The 19,697-nt window shown below is 70.1% G+C and carries 25 protein-coding genes; 6 read left to right on the top strand and 19 right to left on the bottom strand.

What is annotated here, in order from left to right:
* Window positions 1-30: 30 nt before the first annotated feature.
* The 11 genes from OG452_RS15260 to OG452_RS15210 form a co-directional block, all read right to left on the bottom strand.
* Window positions 31-294 carry a hypothetical protein gene (locus OG452_RS15260; protein WP_327296142.1) on the bottom strand — a complete coding sequence of 88 codons (264 nt, stop codon included), beginning with the start codon at window positions 292-294 and terminating at the stop codon, window positions 31-33.
* The gene (locus tag OG452_RS35450) at window positions 281-643 is read right to left on the bottom strand and encodes a hypothetical protein (protein ID WP_405562073.1); all 363 of its coding nucleotides are present in this window, start codon (window positions 641-643) and stop codon (window positions 281-283) included. Before OG452_RS35450 ends, OG452_RS15260 begins: the two co-directional genes overlap by 14 nt.
* A 125-nt stretch (window positions 644-768) precedes the next feature.
* The gene (locus tag OG452_RS15250) at window positions 769-1,632 is read right to left on the bottom strand and encodes a peptidoglycan-binding protein (RefSeq protein WP_327296141.1); all 864 of its coding nucleotides are present in this window, start codon (window positions 1,630-1,632) and stop codon (window positions 769-771) included.
* A gap of 47 nt (window positions 1,633-1,679) precedes the next feature.
* Window positions 1,680-3,128: a phage tail protein gene (locus OG452_RS15245; protein WP_327296140.1), complete on the bottom strand. Its 1,449-nt coding sequence runs from the start codon at window positions 3,126-3,128 to the stop codon at window positions 1,680-1,682.
* A gap of 168 nt (window positions 3,129-3,296) precedes the next feature.
* Window positions 3,297-4,037, bottom strand: coding sequence for a hypothetical protein (locus tag OG452_RS15240; RefSeq protein ID WP_327296139.1), 741 nt, complete (start codon window positions 4,035-4,037; stop codon window positions 3,297-3,299).
* A 3-nt stretch (window positions 4,038-4,040) separates the two neighbouring features.
* Window positions 4,041-5,165 carry a hypothetical protein gene (locus OG452_RS15235; protein ID WP_327296138.1) on the bottom strand — a complete coding sequence of 375 codons (1,125 nt, stop codon included), beginning with the start codon at window positions 5,163-5,165 and terminating at the stop codon, window positions 4,041-4,043.
* Between the two features lie 10 nt (window positions 5,166-5,175).
* On the bottom strand, window positions 5,176-6,381 hold the full coding sequence (locus OG452_RS15230) for a hypothetical protein (protein WP_327296137.1): 1,206 nt from the start codon (window positions 6,379-6,381) through the stop codon (window positions 5,176-5,178).
* An 82-nt stretch (window positions 6,382-6,463) separates the two neighbouring features.
* Window positions 6,464-7,429, bottom strand: coding sequence for a phage distal tail protein (locus OG452_RS15225; protein WP_327296136.1), 966 nt, complete (start codon window positions 7,427-7,429; stop codon window positions 6,464-6,466).
* Between the two features lie 202 nt (window positions 7,430-7,631).
* Window positions 7,632-8,843, bottom strand: a complete 1,212-nt coding sequence (locus OG452_RS15220) for a hypothetical protein (protein WP_327296135.1) — start codon at window positions 8,841-8,843, stop codon at window positions 7,632-7,634.
* Window positions 8,844-8,911: 68 nt separating this feature from the next.
* Window positions 8,912-10,105 (bottom strand): phage tail protein, encoded by a 1,194-nt coding sequence (locus tag OG452_RS15215; RefSeq protein ID WP_327296134.1) that lies wholly within the window; start codon window positions 10,103-10,105, stop codon window positions 8,912-8,914.
* Between the two features lie 85 nt (window positions 10,106-10,190).
* The gene (locus tag OG452_RS15210) at window positions 10,191-10,763 is read right to left on the bottom strand and encodes a hypothetical protein (protein ID WP_327296133.1); all 573 of its coding nucleotides are present in this window, start codon (window positions 10,761-10,763) and stop codon (window positions 10,191-10,193) included.
* Between the two features lie 169 nt (window positions 10,764-10,932).
* Here OG452_RS15210 and OG452_RS15205 point away from each other — a divergent pair, with 169 nt between their 5' ends.
* Complete coding sequence (locus tag OG452_RS15205; RefSeq protein WP_327296132.1) at window positions 10,933-11,325, top strand: hypothetical protein; 393 nt, start codon at window positions 10,933-10,935, stop codon at window positions 11,323-11,325.
* Window positions 11,326-11,562: 237 nt separating this feature from the next.
* On the opposite strand, the gene OG452_RS15200 is transcribed toward OG452_RS15205, so the two are convergent.
* On the bottom strand, window positions 11,563-12,123 hold the full coding sequence (locus OG452_RS15200; RefSeq protein WP_327296131.1) for a hypothetical protein: 561 nt from the start codon (window positions 12,121-12,123) through the stop codon (window positions 11,563-11,565).
* A 439-nt stretch (window positions 12,124-12,562) separates the two neighbouring features.
* Here OG452_RS15200 and OG452_RS15195 point away from each other — a divergent pair, with 439 nt between their 5' ends.
* Entirely contained in the window at window positions 12,563-12,886 is a 324-nt protein-coding gene (locus OG452_RS15195) for a hypothetical protein (RefSeq protein ID WP_327296130.1), read from the top strand.
* 53 nt (window positions 12,887-12,939) lie between these two features.
* On the opposite strand, the gene OG452_RS15190 is transcribed toward OG452_RS15195, so the two are convergent.
* The 4 genes from OG452_RS15190 to OG452_RS15175 all read right to left on the bottom strand — a co-directional run bounded on the left by OG452_RS15190 (window position 12,940) and on the right by OG452_RS15175 (window position 15,101).
* Entirely contained in the window at window positions 12,940-13,290 is a 351-nt protein-coding gene (locus OG452_RS15190; protein ID WP_327296129.1) for a hypothetical protein, read from the bottom strand.
* Window positions 13,291-13,355: 65 nt separating this feature from the next.
* Complete coding sequence (locus tag OG452_RS15185) at window positions 13,356-13,646, bottom strand: hypothetical protein (RefSeq protein WP_327296128.1); 291 nt, start codon at window positions 13,644-13,646, stop codon at window positions 13,356-13,358.
* Between the two features lie 184 nt (window positions 13,647-13,830).
* Window positions 13,831-14,424, bottom strand: a complete 594-nt coding sequence (locus OG452_RS15180; RefSeq protein WP_327296127.1) for a phage tail tube protein — start codon at window positions 14,422-14,424, stop codon at window positions 13,831-13,833.
* 266 nt (window positions 14,425-14,690) lie between these two features.
* On the bottom strand, window positions 14,691-15,101 hold the full coding sequence (locus OG452_RS15175) for a hypothetical protein (RefSeq protein ID WP_327296126.1): 411 nt from the start codon (window positions 15,099-15,101) through the stop codon (window positions 14,691-14,693).
* Between the two features lie 358 nt (window positions 15,102-15,459).
* Between OG452_RS15175 and OG452_RS15170 the strand changes: the two genes are divergently transcribed.
* Entirely contained in the window at window positions 15,460-15,720 is a 261-nt protein-coding gene (locus OG452_RS15170) for a hypothetical protein (protein WP_405562079.1), read from the top strand.
* 79 nt (window positions 15,721-15,799) lie between these two features.
* Here OG452_RS15170 and OG452_RS15165 read toward each other — a convergent pair whose 3' ends face one another.
* The 3 genes from OG452_RS15165 to OG452_RS15155 form a co-directional block, all read right to left on the bottom strand.
* Window positions 15,800-16,087 carry a MerR family transcriptional regulator gene (locus tag OG452_RS15165; protein WP_327296125.1) on the bottom strand — a complete coding sequence of 96 codons (288 nt, stop codon included), beginning with the start codon at window positions 16,085-16,087 and terminating at the stop codon, window positions 15,800-15,802.
* Window positions 16,084-16,893 (bottom strand): hypothetical protein, encoded by an 810-nt coding sequence (locus OG452_RS15160; protein ID WP_327296124.1) that lies wholly within the window; start codon window positions 16,891-16,893, stop codon window positions 16,084-16,086. The genes OG452_RS15165 and OG452_RS15160 overlap by 4 nt, the downstream gene beginning before the upstream one ends.
* 72 nt (window positions 16,894-16,965) lie before the next feature.
* Window positions 16,966-17,232 (bottom strand): WhiB family transcriptional regulator, encoded by a 267-nt coding sequence (locus tag OG452_RS15155; RefSeq protein ID WP_327296123.1) that lies wholly within the window; start codon window positions 17,230-17,232, stop codon window positions 16,966-16,968.
* A 359-nt stretch (window positions 17,233-17,591) separates the two neighbouring features.
* Between OG452_RS15155 and OG452_RS15150 the strand changes: the two genes are divergently transcribed.
* The 3 genes from OG452_RS15150 to OG452_RS15140 all read left to right on the top strand — a co-directional run bounded on the left by OG452_RS15150 (window position 17,592) and on the right by OG452_RS15140 (window position 19,695).
* Window positions 17,592-18,044 (top strand): helix-turn-helix transcriptional regulator, encoded by a 453-nt coding sequence (locus OG452_RS15150; RefSeq protein WP_327296122.1) that lies wholly within the window; start codon window positions 17,592-17,594, stop codon window positions 18,042-18,044.
* A 293-nt stretch (window positions 18,045-18,337) separates the two neighbouring features.
* Window positions 18,338-19,144 carry a hypothetical protein gene (locus OG452_RS15145; protein ID WP_327296121.1) on the top strand — a complete coding sequence of 269 codons (807 nt, stop codon included), beginning with the start codon at window positions 18,338-18,340 and terminating at the stop codon, window positions 19,142-19,144.
* A 122-nt stretch (window positions 19,145-19,266) separates the two neighbouring features.
* A complete protein-coding gene (locus OG452_RS15140; RefSeq protein WP_327296120.1) occupies window positions 19,267-19,695 on the top strand; it encodes a CU044_2847 family protein in 429 nt (142 codons plus the stop codon).
* Window positions 19,696-19,697 lie beyond the last annotated feature (2 nt).

Genomic DNA, 19,697 nt, shown 5'->3' with positions numbered 1-19,697 from the left:
AGGACGGTGGCGGCCCGCGGCGGCGGCCGGTCAGCGCGCCAGAACCTCCCACAGAGTGAGGGTGGCGACCGCGACACCGGTGAAGGCTCCGACGCTGGCCAGTGGCCAGCGGGCGCGTTCCAGGGCGTCGAGACGGCTTTCGTGGTCGGCGAGTTGCCGGTCGGTCTGGTCGCTGCGCTGCACCAGCAGTGCCAGGGAACCGTCGGCGCGGGCGAAACCCGCCTCCATGGTTCCCCTGAGCCGTTCCAGTTCGCGGGCGATGGCGACCGGGTCGTTCGCGTCAGTCGACGACATGAGCGGCCGGTGCGGGCGCCGGTGCGGTGCTGGTGTCGGTGGTGTCGGTGGTGTCCAACGTGTCCGGCTGCGGCGCGTCCGGCCCCGGCGTGTGCCGGTCGGGGGCTCCGGTGTCCCGGGCCCCGGGCACCGGAACGCTGTCGCACGTCGTCAGCCACGCCGGGAGCAGGGACTGTACCGAGGGAACGGCCATCATGCGGGACAGCAGGCCCGCGACGGTGAGGGCCGCTCCCACCCAGGGCAGCGAGCGGGGCAGGGTCCCGCTGTTGACGAGGGCGGGGAGTGCGATGGCGATCCCCACGGCGGTCTGGACGACCGTGCGCAGGGCGCGGATGGTGGTCTGGGTCATGCGAGCGCCTTTCGCGCGTTGGTGCGGCCGGGCGGAGCGCGGTGGTACGGAGAAGCGCCCCGCCCGGCAGTGAGCAGGTGATGTACGGGTCTGCAAGGGCCCGGCGGTGTACGGGACTTCAGGCGTCAGGCCGTGTACGGGACCTGCAGGGCGTTCCACGAGGTGGCGCCCGGCCAGCCGTCCGCGTCGGTACCGGTGTAGCCGAGTTTCTGCTGCCACTTGGCGTACGAGGCGCGGTCGGCCTCGCCCCACTGCGGGCCCGGGCCGGTGGTGTAGGCGGAGCAGCCCTCGGCGACCAGCCGGCCGCCCATCGCGGCCACGATCGTGGAGTGGGGCGCAGAGGTGAACCAGGCGTTGCCCGGGAACGGCTGATAGCGCGTGGCGCCCGCACCCGGCGAGCCGGCCAGCAGGGCGGCCACTCGGTTGCGCATCGACGCCATGCTGAAGCCCTTCGGGTCGATCTTCCGGCTGGTCCACTCCAGATGGCCGATGACCGAGGGGGCGTGCCAGCCGTGCGCACGGCAGATCGCGGCCGACACCCGGGCGATGGCCTCCAGCTGCGCCTCCGGCCACGGGTCGGAGCCGTCCCCGAGGTTGACGCATTCGAAGCCGTAGAACCGGGCGTTGCCGTCGGTGTTGTCCTCGTCCGGCGTCGGCAGCGCGGTCTCGTTGATGACGGCGGTCAGTACGTCGGCATCGCCCGAACCGGCGTGGTTGGCACGGCCGTTGCCGACCAGGTGGACGGTGCCGTCCTTGGCGATGACGCCGTGGCAGAGCGGGCCCGGCAGTTCGGAGTCGCCGTCGTAGCAGAGGGCTACCGAGCTGTCGGTGCCGGAGGTGACGGTGTGGTGGATGATGACGCCGTTGACGGGGCCCCAGGCGCCCATCGCGTTGCGGTTGTGGTTGCGCCAGTCGCCGTATTCGACGATCCGGACGCCTTCGGCGGTCAGGGCGCCGACCAGGCTGTCGGCGGTGAGCGGGGTGGCCATGACGGTCGCTCCTTGTGGTGGGAGTCGGACAGGAATTGGGAGACAGGTCAGGAGACGGCGGCCCAGATGGCGTTGGCGTCCGCGACGATGGTTGAGGGGGTGAACGAGGCGGGCAGTGAGGTCTGTCCGGTAGCGGCGAGCCGCGCGTGCCGGACGAACGCCCCGGGCATCCGTGCGCTGCCGCCCGGGTAGTTGCCGACGCTGGCGCCCACCATGAAGGCGGGGCCGTTGGTCTTCGGGTCGGGCCCGTTGACCAGCAGCGCCACCCAGTAGTTGCCCGCGGCGGCGGCGTAGGCCGTGGTCAGTTTCAGGACGACGGTGGTGCCCCCGGTCGTGGGGATCAGCTTGTCGAGGGTTCCGGTGACGCCGACCCGGGTGCCGGAGCTGTTGTACAGACCGGCGTACGACGTGGCGGCGAGGGTGCCGCCCGCGTAACCGGGCACGTAGAAGACCACGTTGGTGATGGTCGCGCCGGTCGTCAGCGGTACGCCGGCCAGGTAGACGGTGCCGTTGATGCAGTACTGGGGGCTGGTCACGGAGGACGCCGCCGGGTCGTACGCCCAGGACTTGAAGCCCAGCGCGGCCGGCGTCCAGGTCCCGGACGAGGCCACGCGGTCCACGTAGGAGCGGCGCACCAGCTGGTCGGCGCCGGCCGGGTCGGCGGTGACCGTGGGAACCGTGGAGAACGTCTTGGCGCCGTCGATGGTCTGGCTGCCGGTGAGCAGGACGGCCTGGTCGGCGGAGACGGCGGACAGATCGGCGGCCGTCAGGGTGACCGTGCCGGTCTGCCCGTTGACGGAGAGGACGGGCGCGGCGCCGATCGCCACGTACCGGGCGTCGCCGGCGGCCTGGGTCAGTGCGCCCAGGTCGGCGGCGGTCAGGGTGACTGCGCCGGTCTCCCCGTTGACGGAGGCCACGCCATCGCCGGTGCCGTCCGGCAGCTGGGCCGGCGGAACCTTTCCGTCGGCGTCGAGTTGGGCGACTCCGCCGGCCTGCCCGGCCGCTGACGTAGCCAGCGCACCGACCTCGGCGGCGGTCAGGATGATGTCCGCCTCGGTGTGGCCGTTGACCGAGCGGACCGGGCCGGCCGGCCCCACGGGACCCGGCTCGCCCTGCGGCCCGGCGGGCCCCGGCACGGTGACGTACTGGGCGCCGGCCGGGTCGGCGGGGGCGATGTCGGCGAGGTCGACTTCCGGCACGGTGGCCGACAGGGCGATGTGGTACGTACGGGCCCTGCCGACCCCGTTGAGCCGCTCGGTGACGGTGTACGTCCAGCCGAACGGGTTCCAGCCCTCGGCGTCGGTGGCCGGGAGCACCACATCGAGACGGCCCTCGGTGTCGAGGTTCGCGGTGGCAGGGCCGCCGACGAAGAGGTCGGCCTCGGAGTGGGTGAGCAGCGCCGGCGGCTGGAACTCGACGCTGCCGCTCAGCGGGTGGCCGTCGAGGGAGAGGTACTGGGCGGTGAGCCGGACGGTCGGGATGGATTCGGGCAGCACGGAAACTCCGGTGGGTCGGGGGGACTGGGAGGTCGGGGGGTACGGGAAGGGCCAGGCGCAGTGGGGGGTTCGGGGTGTACGGGAACGAGCCGGGCCGGCCGTCTCCGTCGGGGCGGGGCGGCCGGCCCCGGGAAATGGGGCAGCGGGACGGAGGGACGGCAACTCGGCCTAGGACTGCACCCCGTACAGCCCGCGCGGCAGGCAGGCGACGGTGCCGGAGGCCGGCGCCTTCGCCTGGATCTCGAAGGTCAGCTCGTCGCCGAAGGAGGCGGGGAGGTCCTCCACCAGGGTCACGGTCAGCGTCACCGCCTGCCCGGCGGTCCCGGCGAGGGGCTGTTCCGCCCCGACCACCTCACCGTTGACCAGCAGCCGGACAGCCGATCCCACGGTCCCGAAGACATCGATCGCGCAGTACACCTTGGGGTGCTGCGCGAAGCCGGGGCCCGCGTAGAGCGTTGTCCAGTCGGTGGCGCCGGTGGTCTCCCAGCCCGCCGTGCCCACCGGCACCGGGGTGGGGAACGGCAGGTAGGGGCGGGCCAGGCCGCCGGCCGAGTCGGTGGCCAGGACTGTGTCGCCCTTGTGGTCGAGGACCCGCAGCGCCTGCACCGGGGAGTTCGCCGGGTCGGCCGTGACCAGGGAGAGGGCCAGCGACCCGTCGTCGCGCCGCAGTTCGAGCCCCTGCTGGTACTGCTGGGTCTCGCTGTCCCGGTCCGGCTGCACCCGGCCGGCCAGCAGCAGATCCTCGCCCAGCGAGGTCCGCACGCGGACCCGGCCCTGGTCGCCGACCACGATGTCGCCGTTGCCGACCTGGTTCATCGCCGGACTGCTGTTGGCGCTCGCCATCAGCCCGCGGATACGGCGCTCGATGTCCCGGATACGGTCCAGGAGATCGGTGGGGATGGTGGCCATGTCTCATACCCCTTCCAGATAGAGGGTGGCCGTCTCGGCCTTGGCGCGCTGCGGCGGCTCCACCGCGATGCCGACGATCCGGTACCGCTCGTCCCGCGGCTCCTGGTGCCACAGGTCGCGGAGCCGCAGCCGGATGCCCGCGCCCAGCAGCGCCGGACTGATCCGGCCGTCGAGACGCACGGTGATCTCCGGGATCACCTCCGGCATCCGCTGACGGGCCAGTTCCGCCCCGGCCAGGGAGCGCAGCGTGGCCTCGTCGGTGACCCCGCTGTGGTCCGACGTGGACTCCAGACGCGGCCAGCCGTCCGCCAGGTCCCCGGGCGACTCCACGGAGACAGTGAGCGGCCGGGACTCCTCCGACTGGTCCGTGTTGGGCGAGTCGCCGCGCGCCACCCACACATCGGCCTGCACGGTCGAGTCGGCCGGCAGGCTGTAGGTGATGACCTGGCCGGGGTGGCCCAGGACGATGTCGAAGGAGCTGCTGGTGATGGTCGGGTGGCCTAGCTGGAGCCGCTTGGCGCGACGCCCCTCGGCGTCCCGGTAGCAGTGCACCCGCCACTCGAAGCCGTCGGCGAGCTGAGCCTGTTGGTCCAGCAGCTCACGGATCCGGGTGAGTGAGGAGTAGGCGAGGGCGCAGTCCCGTGCCACCCCGGACATCTCGTGCCCGAGCTGGATCCCGATGTCACCGCCCGGCTGCTCCTGGGCATGCGCCACCAGCAGCCGGGCGATCTCGAACTGGTCCAGCGCCGTGTAGGAGACGTCCTGCGCGAGAATGCGGTGGTCGAGGTACGAGTCGAAGGTGCCGGCCTGGAACTCCGCCTGGACTCGCCCGCGTTCGTCGCTGGACGGGGTGCAGGTCCACAGCACCCCGCCCCACCAGATGTCACCGTCGCGCTCCAGCCAGACCGCGGTGCGGCCCGGCACGAGCGCTGCGCGGGCCCGGCTCGCCAGCGCGGCGTCCGGCAGCGGCACCTTCGCCGACAGCGATCCCGACTTGCCGATGTAGTCGTCGAACTTGGTCTCCGTCAGCGGCAGTACGTCCACCACCCGGTCGGTGCGCAGATCGCAGAAGACCGCCCGGTAGACGGGGGTGAGGGGGGTGTACGCCGTACGGGGCGAACTCGTCACGCTGCCCTCCTCAGAGCATCGGGTCGACGCGGACGAACCGGTTGTCGAACCAGTGGTTGTTGGTCGTGGCGCTGGAGGAGTACGCCGAGACAGCGGTGTACTGGGCTCCCGCCACCAGGCCGGTGACCGGGAATACGGTGCTCACCGACTGGCTGCCCCGGCCGGTGTCGATGGCGGAACGGGTCTCGTCGGCGCCGAGACCGGTGACCAGTACGCCGTCCTTGCGGATGTTCGCGGACATCCGGCCCCAGCCGCCGTCGATGGAGGGCGTGCCCTGGAAGCCCACCGTGACCAGGACCTTCCCCGACACGGGCGCGGTGAAGGTGGCGGTCACCGTCGCACCGGTGGTGTCGGTCACCGTCTCGGTCCACGTGGTGGTCTTGCAGTAACCGCCGTCGTTGTGGAACGCGAACGCCGGGCTGGGCATGGCGAGCATCCACGTGGTGCCGGTCCAGCGCTCCAGCCGGCCGTTGTTGTCCCGGTACTGGCCGACGTAACCGCCGGTGGCGAGCTGCCCGGTCGGGGCGATCCCGCCGGTCTGGCTCGGGTAGCCCACCCACTGCGAGCCGTCCCAGCGCTGGAGCTGGTTGCTGATGTCGCGGTACTGGCCCGGGTAACTGCCCGCCTCGGTGGTGTTCCCGTACAGCGGCAGGATGCCGCCGGCCGCGACGGTGCTGGTACGGAGATTGGCCACGGCGCTCGACCAGGCGATGCCGCCGGTGCCGACCGAGGCGCCCGCCGGGATCTGCACGGTGGCCAGCGGCAGAGCGGCGTCGGGTGCCGCGGGGGCCTGCGGGGTGCCGGCCGGGGCGCCCTGGATGATCTCCAGGACCGCCTCGGTGCGGCCGGCGTTGTCGTACTGGGCGTCGTAGATCCGCAGGACCACCAGGTCGGTCCGCGGGTTGTTGGCGTCACCGTCGGCGAACACCACGGGCGTGTAGTCGGTGAGGACGACCGGGTAGGCCCCCGCCGCCGCGGTGCCCTGGACGACGGCCCGGCCCGGGGCGACGGTCGCGGTCATGCCGGCGGTGGAGCTGAAGACGTAGAAAGCGGACATCAGGGACTTGCCGTCGGGCGAGCCCGGGATGATGCCGCTGCGGCTGGTGAGCCCACTCGTCGGGGTCATGGTGCCGGTGGGGGCGAGCCGGGTGTCGGAACGGGACTGGCCGGGCTCGGCGTCGGTGCGGTTGACGAGCCATGCGCTGCGCACGGGCATGAGGTCCTCCTGGACGGGTGCTGCGGGATACGTCGGAACAAGACAGAGAGCGGAAGGGGAAGACGAGCGGCGGGGCGGGCGGTCACCAGTGCCCGTCGCGCCAGCGGACGGTGACCGACGCGGCCGGGGACGGGGTCGTGTCGTCCGAGCGGAACGCCAGGTCGGTCGTGCCCGGTTCCAGCTGGAACAACTGCTCCGGTGAGGAGTCCGGGGTGGCGGTGTAGATGCGGGACGCGGTGTCGTTGAGCAGCACCGTGCCCGTCTCGGTGTCCACCGTGAGGACGTCCCCGGCGCCGAGCGCCAGGTCGTACTGGAGCTGACGGCCGTCGGAGAGCCGGGTCAGCGACGGCCGTTGTACTGGGCCGCGGAACTCCACGACGGGCCGTACGGAGGCGCCGCCCGCGTTGACCGCGGTGATCGATCCGGCGGCGCCGGCCGCGCCCCAGTCCAGGGGCCACCGCAGGCCGGAGCCGGCGGTGTCGTCCCAGACGAGGCCGGACTCACCGACGGGCAGTCCGGTCACGGCGTCGTGCAGCACGGTGCCGTAGCGGCGCGGATCGGTGGCCGTCCACTGGACGCTGACCTTGGCGAACCCCTGCAGGGCGTACGAGCGGTCCTGCGGTACGACGCGGCGGCTGACCCGGGCACGTACTGCCAGGGTCTCGCCCAGCAGCCGTACGGCGAGCCAGCGTTCCTTACCGTCGGGGCCGGTCGCGGAGCGGAACGCCGCCGCGGTGGCGAGCGGGTCGGTGCCGGCCGGGGGCGCCAGCCAGACGGTCGCGCCGATCAGCCGGGGCTGGGCCCAGCGGTCGCCGGGCCAGGCGCCGTGCTGGTCGGGCCGGAGCACGTCGCCGAGGTCCAGCTCGGGCAGGTCGTCCCAGCCGGTGATGCCGGTGCGGTCCACCGGGTAGGGCGTGCCGGTGCCCATGAGGAGCCCGCCCCACTGGATCTGCCCGTCGAGGGTGATCAGGGCGCCGGGGTTGGCGTCGTCGGTGACTGCGGTGGTGTTGGGCAGGGCGTTCGGGAGGGTGGAGACGGTATCGGCCATGTCGGGCCGTCACCTCGCTTCGGGCTTGGTGTACGGGCGGGGGCGCCGCCGGGGGAGGGGCTGGGCGCGGCGGGGTTGTGGTGGTGCGCGGGTACGCGGAACCGGCCGACGGCGTACGGCGGTTGTGGATCAGGGCGCGGTGCGGGCCCGGCGGCGGTGAGAGGCACGGCGGGTCGGGCGCCGGGCGGCGGTGCCGCGACTGTCAGGCTGCGGTGCGGTACAGGAAGAGCAGGTCGTCCGCGACGGTCAGCGGGCTGCTGCCCTCGCGCTCCTCGTAGACGCGGATCCCGGGGCGGCCGGCGAAGAAGGCGGGCCCGGTGGTGGCGGAGGCGCCGGACGGCGCGGGGAGGAAGCGGGCGAGCGAGGAGAGCGGCTGGACGGCGGAGGCGCCCGGCACGGCGGCGGGCAGGACGACACCGCCATCGGCGAGCTGCGGGATCTTCGACAGGTGCACGCCGAACTTCTTGCCGAAGAAGCTGAAGCTCAGGTGGTTGAGCCCGTCGATGATCCAGTTGGCGAAGGCGATCAGCCCCTTGACGGGCCCGGTGACGACCCCGGCGACGGTCTGGATGCCGGTGGACAGGAAGTTCCCCATGCCGTGCAGAGACTTCGACATGGCGTCGCGCACCCGGGTGAAGGCCGAAGGGAGCGTCCTGGTCAGCCAGTTCATGACCGGCTGGATGACGCCCTTGAAGCCGTTCCAGGCGCCCCTGACGATCGAGGTGACGGCGTGGGTGGCGGAGGAGATCGCGTTCCCGGCGCCCTGGAACCCCGAACTGATCGCGGAGCCAACGGCCTTCAGTACGGAGCCGACGGTCTTCTGTACGCCGTCGAACACCTCGGAAATGGTCTTCGCCCAGCCCCGGATGACTGGTGCCATGAACGCCCAGGCGGCCTTGAAGCCGTTCAGGGCGGCCTGGAAGACCTGCTGGATGGTCTGCTGACCGGTTTCGGAGTTCACCGCGTAGTCGACGAGACAGGCGACCAGCGGAGTGACGATCGCGAGGACGAAGCCGAGCGGGTTCGCCTTCATGGCCGTGTTGATGGCGGTCATGGCGATCGAGCCGAGCGTCATGGCGGTGCCGAAGAGGGTCATGAACTTGGTGACCTTCGGGGTGTAGCTGCCGAGCAGATCCGTCACGGATCCGAAGACCCCTGCCCCGGCGGCGAGGGCCCCGAGCACACCGAGCGGGCCCCGGATGCGGCCGGCGCCTGCGCGGATGCGGGTGGCGGCGGTGGCGGCTGAACGTCCGGCCTTGCGCACCGCACTGCCGGCTTTCGTCGTTGCCGTACGCAACTGGCGCAGCGCGGGGGCGGTGGTGGCTGCCCGCGTGGACAGCGTACGGACGGGGGCCTGGACCCCGACGAGTTCGCGCCGCATGGCCAGGACGGCGGTGCCGGTCTGGAGGGCCACGGTCCGGAAGGTGGTCAGGGCGGCAGCGGGTCGTGCCCCGCCGGACGTGGGGTCCCGCCGGGAACGCGTCACCCTCGGGCCTTGGACAGGAACAGCAGAGCGGTGGCGGTGTCCTGGAGGCTGCTGCTGGTCGCTTCGTAGTACTGCTCGATGTAGAACCCGCCGTCGGTGGCGGCGGCGCCGGTGCCGACCTGGCCGGCGCGGGTGGTGTGGCCGAGCAGTCGGCTCAGCTTGGAGAGCGGCAGGACGGCTTCGGCCTCACCGGCCTCGGCGACGATGGTGTGCACGCCGCCGTTCTGCGGCTGGACGATGCCGCCCTGGGCGAGGCGGGGGATGGTCGGCAGATGGATGCCGAATGACTTCCCGCCGACGACAGGCACCCAGCCCGGTACGGAGACCCGGATGCCGTTGAGCTTGCCGATCGCCGAGTTGATCAGGCCGATCACGGCGTTGATCGGGCCGGTGACGGCTCCCTTGATGGCGCCGAACGCGCTGCCGGCGATGGACTTCAGGCCGTTCCAGGCGCTGGACAGTTTGCTCTTGACGGCGGTGAAAGCCGCCGGCACGACGCTCTTGATCCAGTTGACCACCGGCGAGATGACGGACTTGATGCCGTTCCAGACCGTGGTGATGACCTTCTTCACGGCGTTCATGGCCGTGGTGATGACCGTCTTCCAGAGGTTGAAATAGGTCTTGATGACGGTCGCGACGGCCTTGACGACTACCGAGACCGCCGTCTTGATCCCGTCCCATACCTTCTTCATCAGCGCGCCGGCGGCCTTCATGACAGGTCCGACGGCCTTCATCACACTGGTGATGACGCTCTTGATGACGTTGAAGGCGGTGTTGAGGATCTTCTGCATGGTCTTGGACTGCATCGCCATGTCCACGATCTTGGCGATCAGCGGGGCCAGCAGCGCCATGAGGACGCCGATGAGGTTTCCCTTCATCGACTTGTTGAGCCCCTGCATGCCCTTGTCGGCCTTGGCCGCGCCGGTCTGGAACTTGCCTATGCCGGTCCCGCCGGTCTGCCCGGACTTGCCGGCCTTGGTGACGGACTTCTCCGCCTTGTCGGCCGCCAGTTGAAGCGACTTGAGTTCCTTGGCGGACTGCTGGGACGAGGACTTGATGCTGGTGATTCCGCTGTTGCTGCTCTGAACGCTCTTCTTGAGGCCGGAGGCCGCCCGGTCGGCCTGTTCGAGGTTGGTCTTGAAGCCGCGGAGGCTGTCGGAAGCTTTTTTGAGTGTGGCTGTGAACGCCATTCCATGTCCGATCGTTCATCGGCCTGTTCAGCCGACCGGCTGGCGGCCGGGAGGGTGGGTGAGGGCGTGCGCCGCTGATGAGCGGTCAGGCGAACTCGGCGAGTAGCCCGTCGACTTTGGTGTGCAGGCTGCCGATCGCGGTGTCGAGCTTCCGGGTCGCCGCTTCGATCCTTGCGACCGAGCGATTGGTCCATTCGGTGTCGGGGGCCGACATCTGCGTGACCTCGGTGCTTTCGAGCTTGGGGAGCCCGGCCTTGGTTACGCCGACCTTCTTTCCTTTGCCCTCCAAGAATTTCGTCAGCGCGTGATCGAACTGGATGAGCTTCAGGCCGAGAGTGCCCACCAGTGCAAGACCCAGCGTCACGGCCGTCGTCATCGAGAACGACGATGTGGCGAGGCTCTTGACGCTCTCTACGATGTCCTTGCCGACGAGGCCCTGCAAAAGGGTCTCGACCGTTCCGGGCTCGGCTTTCTTCTCGGCTTCGGGTGCCGCTGTTCCCTTTACCGCGGAGGACTTCTTCAGTTCGCTGATCTGTTTGGCGATGTACTCCTCGGTGGCCAGCCGACTCGGGCCCTTCCCCGGGATCGAGTCCTGGACGCCTTTTACGGCCTGCAGAATTTCGGTGTCCTTGGTGAGGCATTCTTCGTTCGTCGTCATCGGTCAGCCCTTCTGCGCGTATCGGTACTGCATCTGCTCTCCGGTGGCGTCGGGAATGTCACCATAAGAGAAATTTGCACAGGATAGTCCCATTGCTGTGATGCCCTCGGCTTGTTGCCACCAGAGGTGACGCTGTGTCATCATCCACGAAAGGAAATGTGGAGGGTCTGTGGAGATCGAAGTCTGTGGAGTTGTTTTCGCTGTCGCGGTCCTGGGCCTTATTGGTTTCGGATTCCCTTACCTCAAGCAGGCTCCGCTGCGAAAAAGGGGTGTGAAAACATGGGCTTGGGAGGCTTCCAAGTCGGTGCCCCAGGACGGGAAAATAACCGTGAGGTACGGATACGACGGGCGCGACGGCGGATTGCACAGCATTGCCAGGGTCGGTCTTACGGCGATGCCCTCGGGTTCTCAGGAGGTTGTGTATGACCCCGAGAATCCGAAGCGTGCCGAATTCGTTTCCCTTATGCCGGAAAACGTGAGCAGGAGGCGGAATCTCCTCCTCATCCTGATGGTGGTGGCACTCGCCTCGCTCGTCCTCGGCTGTGTGAGCACGTTGATGTGAGTTTCCGGGTGGGTTCGGAGATACCTATTCTTTATGATCCTCGGCGTCAGCGGCGGTCAATGCCGCGAACGGAGGCGGATGATCACGTTGGATTCAGCGGTGTGTTCACTGCGATGATGAGTACTCTTTGGTGCCTCTTTGCTGTTGTGGGGATCCTGTCTCCGACGGTTTTGTCCTGAGTCTTCGCTGCGGTGGCCTGGTGAAGTTGCGTGCCGCCTTCAGAGCGAAAGGGGAGGCTCAATGTTTGTCGTTGTCGGCATAATTTTCTTCATTTCTCTTGTGGTGCTTCTGGGTTCTGGAATTCCTTATCTTGCACAGGCTCCTCTGCGGAAGAGAGGAGTGGTTGTTGATTCGACGGTGGTACGCCGATCCGTTCCGCGAGACGGAAAGATCGACGTGGAATACATGTACATCACCCAGGAGCGAGAGCGGCGCACTATGTGGCAGCGCGGCTGCTCTCAGTACCCGCAGGGGGGTGAGCGGGTCATTTACCGATCCGCAAAATCCCAAGCGAGCCGAATTTGTGATCTTCATGTCCCGGAACCCCAGGAAAAAGATTGTTTTTCTGGCGGTTCTGGCATCGGTGACGGTTGTCGCGCTCGTGCTGCTCTGCATCGGTTTGGTGATCTGACCGGGGTGAGCCTGGTGGTAGTGACGCCTGGCGAGGCGGCTTCGGGATGTGACGGGTCCGGGGCCGGGCAGACGCGGCGGCACGAAACTGAATACAGATAATCCGTGGTGCGGCATTCTTTTCATGGTTCTCGCCGCAGCGGTAATGGCTGTGGCGTGGGCGGTCACGTTGTGCGGGAGAGGGCTGGGGGCAGTGGGTCAGATGGTCGAAGTGGATCTCGATCCGACGGCTCCGGCCCGCATTTATTCGCGCGGCTGTATGCCGCGCTTTCCGCACTGGTTGCCCGCATGTACGGCGGCTCCGGCGTGCTCCTGGAAATTCTTGGCCTGGTGATAGCGGTGGGTGAACCTTGCTCAGGCAACGGTCCCGGCCCGCTGTCCAGATTTATCCTCCGGTCAATCTCTTCTATGGTGGGATGGTTACGGACAGGGTGGCCCTCCCTCCTTGTGGTTCTCCTGCAAGTTCCACAAGACAACGGAGCGGCCAGGAAAATGCTCGCGTGTAATTTATGGTGATGCAAAGCATGGGGGATTTCAGATGCTTGATGGCTGTGCGACAGTTTTTCTCGTTGCTTTCCTGATGCTTCTTTACTCTGGGGTTCCCTACGTGCTCCAGAGGCCGCTGCGCGAACGCGGCAGGCACACGATCGCCTGGGAGGTGGCGAGGTCCGTTCCCCGAGATGGCAAGATCGACGTGCAGTATGCATACGACGGGGGCGATGGAGAACCGCAGCGCACCAAGTGGATGCGCGGCCTCACCATGGAGCCTCAGGGAACGCAACCGGTCATGTACGACCCTGAGAATCCGAAGCGCTCCGCGTTCGCTTCCGACATGCCGAGGAACGTGAAGGGGAAGCGCGTCTATCTCCTCTGCGTGCTCGTCGTCACCGCCGTGTCGCTCGTCCTGGGGTGTGTGAGTGCGCTGATGTGAGCCCCGGTCGTGCCCGCCGGCCGCCCCGCGACACGGGGCGGCCGGCGGTGGCGTCAGCTGAAGAAGCGGGCCAGTTCCGACGGGCTCGGGGCGGGTTGGGGGGTGGTGGCCGGCGTGGTGACGTCGGCCACTGCTCCGTCCCGGTCGGCCCTGTCACCCGGACGCGGTACCGGTACCGGCTGCTCCGGCGGGTCGGACTCTCCGTCGCCGTTGACGACGGAGAACATCCAGTTGGCCGCGGCGAGATGGTCCACGACGGCCGCCAGCAGGTAGTCGGTGACTCCCCAGTCGGCGGTCTCGCCGTCCGTGTCGCGGATGGTGGCGCTGTCCCGCGGCAGGTGCTTGATCAGGATCGCCAGTCGGCGGGACGAGAGCCGGCCGCGATGCCAGTCGAGCAGGTCCACCCCGTAATGACGGAGCAGGTCGGCTTCCAGAGCCTCGGCGTGTTCTTCGGCGAACGCGACGAGGCTCAGTCTTCCCCCAGGCCGAGCCCGGTCTCCTTGCCGTACGCCTCCAGGATGGCGGCGATGTCCTGCATGGTGACGTCGAGCTTGGCGAAGCGGGCGAACTGCTCTTTGCCGAGAAGGAGTTCGAGCAATCCGTCGACGTCGTTGTCGTCCAGGCCGCGCAGCGCCCCGGCGGTGGCGCGGGTCAGCTCGGTCGGCAGCTGGTAGGTGTCGCCGTCGAGTTCGAACGACCAGGTGCGGCCGAGCGCCTCCATGCGCTGGGCGCGAGCGGTGTTCACGTCGAAGGTGGCCATGAGGTCTCCGTTTCGGAAGGGTGCTGAGCGGTGCGGTGTCGTGGCCGGTTGGGGCCGGCCGTACGGGTCGGGTGGTCCGGTCACGTACGGAGTCACGTACGGAGTCACGTACGGAGGGGTGCCGGGGCCGGACGCGGCCGGTGGCCCGGCACCCCGAGGTGCCCCCGTGGCCGGGGGCAGGGGGTCAGGCGCTGGTCGTGAGGTACGACGGGTCCTTCATGACGAAGGTCGCCAGCGGCTGGGTCTCGCCCGAGGACAGCGCCGTGAAGGTGACGCCGAGCGTGGCGGCGGCCTTGCGGGCCAGCTTGATGTCGTCCGACGCGGTGACCTGGCCGCGCGGGATGACGAACCGGTACGTGACGTCCGCCCCGTCGTGGAACTCCAGGCCGAGGGCCCGCTCGTCGAACTGGGGGCCGTCCGGCACGTTGTAGGAGTAGACACCCGGGTTGGTGGTCGCGTTCACCGCGTCACCGCCCATGAAGAACGGCAGGGTGTCCTCGTTGAACTGGAGCATGGCGAACTTCAGCGTCAGATCGCGGTCCGCGTAGATGAAGCGGGCCGGGCTGACCGCCTGCCACGTCTCCACCGGGTCGAGCTTGTCCTTCTTGGAGAAGGTCACGCCGTCGGTGGAGGTGTATCCGAGGTCCCGCCACACCGTCTTGTCCCAGTCGGCCGACGGGTCGGCGGAGAACTGGGTCGGCGCCGGGGTGCCGGCCGGGGCCACGAGGATGCGGCCCGTTCCGGCGATGCGGATCTCGGACGAGTTATTACCAGCCATGAAAGTGGCTTCCTTTCCAGGGAGTTGCCCCGGGTGGGGCCGCCGTATCCGGGGTGGGTACGGCGAAGGCCCCGCCGTTCGGTTCGGCGGGGCCAGGTTCAGGGGGAGGCGTTACACGGCCCGGGTGAGCGGGCGGGCGTACGCCGGAGTTGGTCCGTACGGGGTGCGGCCTGCTCGGCCGGTGGTGCGCGATCGGTTCAACCGGTGGGGCCGGTTCAGCCGGTGCGAGTGGCGGCGCTGTGCGGATGAGGAGGAGCTGTGCGGTGTCAGTCCGTACGGACGGTGAAGCGGAGGACGCAGACGTAACGGTTGGCGCCCGCGTAGACGTAGTCGGGCAGCCAGCGCGGCCCGTCCGCCTCGGTCACGTCGCTGATGAACGAGGTGCCGAAGACGGTGCCGGTCGCGGCCAGCAGGGCGGCGCGGGCCGCGTTGGCCAGCGTGTGCGCCACGGACTTCTGCGGCCCGTAGACCTCCAGCTGGATCAGCGGCTGGTCCACATGCAGGTCGTCGACCCAGGCCCCGCCCATCCGGGAGATCAGCACGGCCTGCTGTGTCCCGTCGAAGCCGGCCGGCGGTGCGTCGTCGACGTACGCGCCGGCCAGCTCCGGCCGGGTTTTGAGCAGGTCCCGGGCGATGGCCTGTACGTCCGGGAACGTGCCCGGCGCGGATGAGGGCATGGTGGTCACTCCTTTGTGCGGGCCGGCGGTGGACGTCCGTACGTACGGCCCGTACGCACGCCGGACACGAGAGCGGCGGGGCCGTGCCACCTGGAGGGAAGGGGCACAGCTCCGCCGCTGCAGCCATAGTGATCGAGAGATTGCGTGCGCGCAACCAACTTCGTGCCGCATCGGTCTGGTGTGGAGGTTTGACGGGCGTCGGCGAGGTGTTGGGCCGTCATATGCCGGACGTCCGTGCGAGGGCTGCGCTACTCTGGGCGCCAACTCGAACTGGGATTCGAATGAGACCGACGCGGCGTGGATCGCCGCTGGGTAAGGACGGTGGGGCCGTGACGACGTACAACGGTGAGCAGTCGTGGTGACCGGAGGGCCGAAGGAGCGGTTGGCCGATGTGATGGCTGCCGCCGTCGCGGTCGCCGTGGAATCGGCGCAGGCCGGCCGCTACACCGGAGAGGTGGGCCGCACGCTGGCCGCGGTCGTGGGTGAGGTGGGGGCCCGGATCGCCGGGGACGCCGAACTCCGTGGCTTCTCCAGCGGCTGGCAGGAGGCGATGGCGACGAGACCCGCGCTCGTACGACCTCGACCTCGTCCTCACCGGCCCGTCGAGGCGTCCGTCTGACACGCGAAACGCCCCCGGTCCCTTGTGCGGGGCCGGGGGCGGTGCTGTGCGGGGGCGGGTGTTGCGGGTGTCTCCGCTGTCAGCGGCGCTCTGCGGGGGTGTGCTCCGTGGCGGGACCGGCCCGCGGGGCGGGGGCGGCGGCCGTCGTGCGGCGCCCCTGCGCACGCCGGGTGGCGCGTTCGGCGGCGAAGACATGCTCGAGGCGGTAGAGCCGGCGCCTGCCCTGCCGGCCCGACGGCCGCAGATGGCCGAGCTGCACCCACTTCCTGATGGTCGCCGGCACCACCCCGGCCTCCTGGGCGGCGAGGGCGCTGGTCACCAGGGTGACGTCGGCGAGAGGGGCGTACGGGCGCGGTCGAGGGCTCATCGGAGATCGCCTGCTGCCGAGGCTGCGGAGTCCGCCGTGCCGGTACGGGACGGCTCGACGGCAGCCCAGGCATCCCGCTCCCAGAGGTGGCGGAAGGCCGGGTCGGTCGCACAGTCGCACTTCTCGTCGCCGCAGCGGCAGCCCGGGTTCACGCAGAGCACGGCGTCCCGGTCGGGGAAGACGCGCAGCGAGACGGAGTCGCACCACGGGCAGTGCCCGGACAGCCGGACCATGGTCTCGGTCTCGCCCAGTGCCCGGGAGCAGCGCCGTGCCATCCGGCGCAGCTCGTCGCGCGTGTGCCGGGCCAGGGTGGGGTCGGCGGCGGTGCGTCCGAGGAGCGCTGCGACCCGGGCGAGCCGCTCGGGTACGGGGGCGCGGCGCGGGCGGCCCAGGCGCAGCCGGTCGAACAGGGCCTCTTCCAGCTCGATCACACCGTCGGTGATGTCGCGCAGGGCGTCCGAGATGTGCAGCCGTACGGGGGCGGCGGTGTGGCCGGGCACGGCGAGTCCGTGCTGCTGCTCGTTGCGCAGGGCCTCGGCGTGTTCGGCGGCGGCCGCGGCGGCGCGTGCCGTGCGTTCGGCCGGCCCGGGGACATGCCGTACGGCGGTCGGGCGGCTGCCGGCTGATGGCGCCAACTCCTCCAGCAGGTCGGGGAACTGGCTGATCAGCAGGGCGGCCCAGAGCGCGGCGTCCCGGGCATCGCCCGCGCCGTCCCCACGGGGTCGCCCCTCCTGGGGCCGGCCGTCCTGGGTGCGGAGGGGAGCGCCGTGCGTGGCGGCGGCTCCGGAAGCCTTTGTCTCACTCATCGCGGGGCCTTTCTGCTCCGTGTGTTCTGCGGGTGGTGCGTGTTCTGTGAGTGGTGCGGGCCGGGCGGAGGTTCAGGCGGTGCGGCGTCGCGGTCGGCGAACCAGGGCGACGGTCCTGCCGTTGCGCCAGAGGCGCCCCGCGCACACCCCGTCGAACCAGCTGGACTCCGGCGCCACCGTCTCCTCGCACTGCTGGGCGACCGGGCAGCGGGCGCAGGCCGTGAGGGCGCGCGCAGCCTCGGCCGGGCGCCGGGCGAAGACGGCCTCCGGCGGCAGGCCCAGGCAGGCGGCCGAGCTGGTCCAGGTGTTGGAGGGGAGGGCTAGCAGGGACTGATCCATGAGTGCTCCTGGTGCGCGAGCGACGGAACGGGACTGATGGGACAGACAGGTGTGAAGGGACTGGTGTGACAGGGCTGGTGTGACGGGGCTGGTGTGACGAGGCGGGTGGAACGGGGCAGAGGGCGGTGGATGGCCGCAGGGGAACTGGCGTCGCCGCAGAGTGGCAGATTGCGTGCGAGCGCGCAACAAAAATGCAGAGAGGCTCTCCGTGGCAGGCGCGGAGGGTGTCCTCAAGATCGCTGCGCGTGTGCAGATGGCCCCATCTCGACAGGACCTCCACATTGCGCACGCAAAAGCTCATAATTCCGTGCGCGCAAGCGCGGTAACCTTGGGATCGCTTCGGAGGGAGGCGAGGGCACGTGACCGCCAACGAACTGGACCAGTTCACGGCCTGGATCGAGGATGTGATCCGGCAGCGTGGATACGACATCGACAGTCCGCGGGGCGGCGGCAAATCACGCCTCGCCGACGAGGCGGGCGTCCACCGGGCCGCCATCACACGGCTGTTGCAGCGGCAGAGTATGCCTGACCTGGAGACGATGCGCCGGCTCGCACACGCTTTGGACATCTCCGTGCGGGAGATGCTGATCCGCTCGGGGCGGCTGACTGAGGACGAGCTGCCGTTGCCGTCGGCCGGTGATGATCTGGAGCGCCGGGTCACCGGCGACAGGCGGATCAGCCTGGAGGAAGCCGCAGCCGCTCTCGGGGTGCCGCCCGAGCAGCGCGAGATGTTCCTGCGGGTGGCGGGGCAGTTCCTGCCCGGCGATCCGGTGGAGCGGGACCTCCCGGCGCGGCGGGCCCGAAGAGGCTGAGACCCCGTCGGGTGCCGTGACTTCGTTCCGCGCCGACCCGGCCGGTCCCGCTGCCGCGTTGCGCACTGCCCCCGCCCGCCTGCGGATGTCGTCGGCCGTGCGCCCTGCGCCTCCGGGCGAGGGGGTTCAGGCGTGGCGGGCTAAACTGTGGCCGGTCCGTTCCTTGGGGAGTTGCCGGTTGTCACCGCAAGTAAGCGCCGGTGGTGAGCTTCGCGGTCGCCGGAAGGGGGGCGGGGCCTCGGGGCGCCGGTCATGGGGGGCGGCGACAAAGGGGACGTCAGGAAGAGCCACGCATGGTCGAGGGCGAGAAGGGCTCCCGGCAGGCGAACGGCTCATCCGGGAGTACGCCGCGGCAGCGGCGGTCTGCGGCACCGGACGCCGAGAAGGACGCGGGGCCGCCTGCCGGCGATCTCACCCAGCTCCTCGCCGCTGTGGGCGCGCTGCTGGAGGGCCACGCTGCGGACGACCTGGTGGTCATGTTGCGTGAGGAACTGGAGCGGCGCGAGTTCGCCGCGTACGGGCGGGGCTGGCGTGACGCGGCGGCGCAGTACCACCAGCTGGTCGATCTGGTCGGACGCGTCGAAGCGGGAGAGCCCGGCGGCCGGGTCCCCGGGCAGGCCGCGGTTATCCCGTTCCGTCGCAGGGAGCGGTACGACCGTCCGGAGTACCCCCAACCCCGGCCACGCCCCGGGGGCTCGGCGCCGGCCGACCCGTACCGCGACCCGTACGGCGATCCGCACCGGGACCCGTACAGCGACCGCGTCGGCATCCGGCGCGACGAACCCACCGTTGAGGGGCGGACGAACCCGGCCACGGACCATCCACGTCCGGACGCTCACCGCACGGGTGGCGCGCGCCGGGTGCCGCCGCTGTCCGCCGACCCGGTGGAAACGGACCCGGCGGCCTCACGCGGGACGGCGCGGACAGCCGCGCCCGATCCCCGGCCGCCCCGGGGCTCCGGGCCACGGCCGTCGGCCCCGGACGCCGCCGCCCCGTCGCCCGGGCCTGCTTTCGCGCCCAAGAACCGCCGCTCCAAAGTTCCCACCATCCCGCGACTGCCCAGCCCGCGCGACCGGGACCGCCCCGGCGGGGGCGGGTGACCGACGGAGGAGCCACCGGTGGAAGCAGAGGCCGACGTGTCCGCGCGGGTCAATGCACCGATCCGGTAACCGAGTTGCGCACCTTCGCACACCGGATGCGTTCAACTGGCGACAATGTGCACGTGTCTACTACGCCTGACCTCGATCTCGACGACGGTACGCCGGTCCGTTTCCTGCTCACCCCCGTTGAGGGCGCGACCCCCGCACCCCCCGCACCCGACCGTGACCTCCCGGAAGGCATGGGGCAGGCGGTGCCGGTGGCCTCGGGCGGCCGGGCCGTCGCCGATTTCGCGGCCGGGGCGCTGCGCGGGGTGTTCAAGCCGCTGGGCCCGCTGCTCCAAGAGGTGCACCACGCCGTCATCTCCGCGCCCGAGCCGCCCACGGAGCTGAGCGTGACCTTCGGCGTGCAGGTCGGCCAGGACCTCAAGTTCGGAATCGTGGGCTCCAACGGGCAGGCCCACCTCACCGTCACCGCCAGCTGGAAGCCGACCCAGCCGACCCAGCCGGCTCCCGCCGTCCCCGCCCCCGCACCGACGCCCAGCGGGGAGTGAGC

The organism is Streptomyces sp. NBC_01197 (genome assembly GCF_036010505.1).
Taxonomy (GTDB): Bacteria; Actinomycetota; Actinomycetes; order Streptomycetales; family Streptomycetaceae; genus Streptomyces.
The sequence above is the reverse complement of the archived record's forward strand: the minus strand, read 5'-3'. Positions and strand labels throughout refer to the sequence as shown.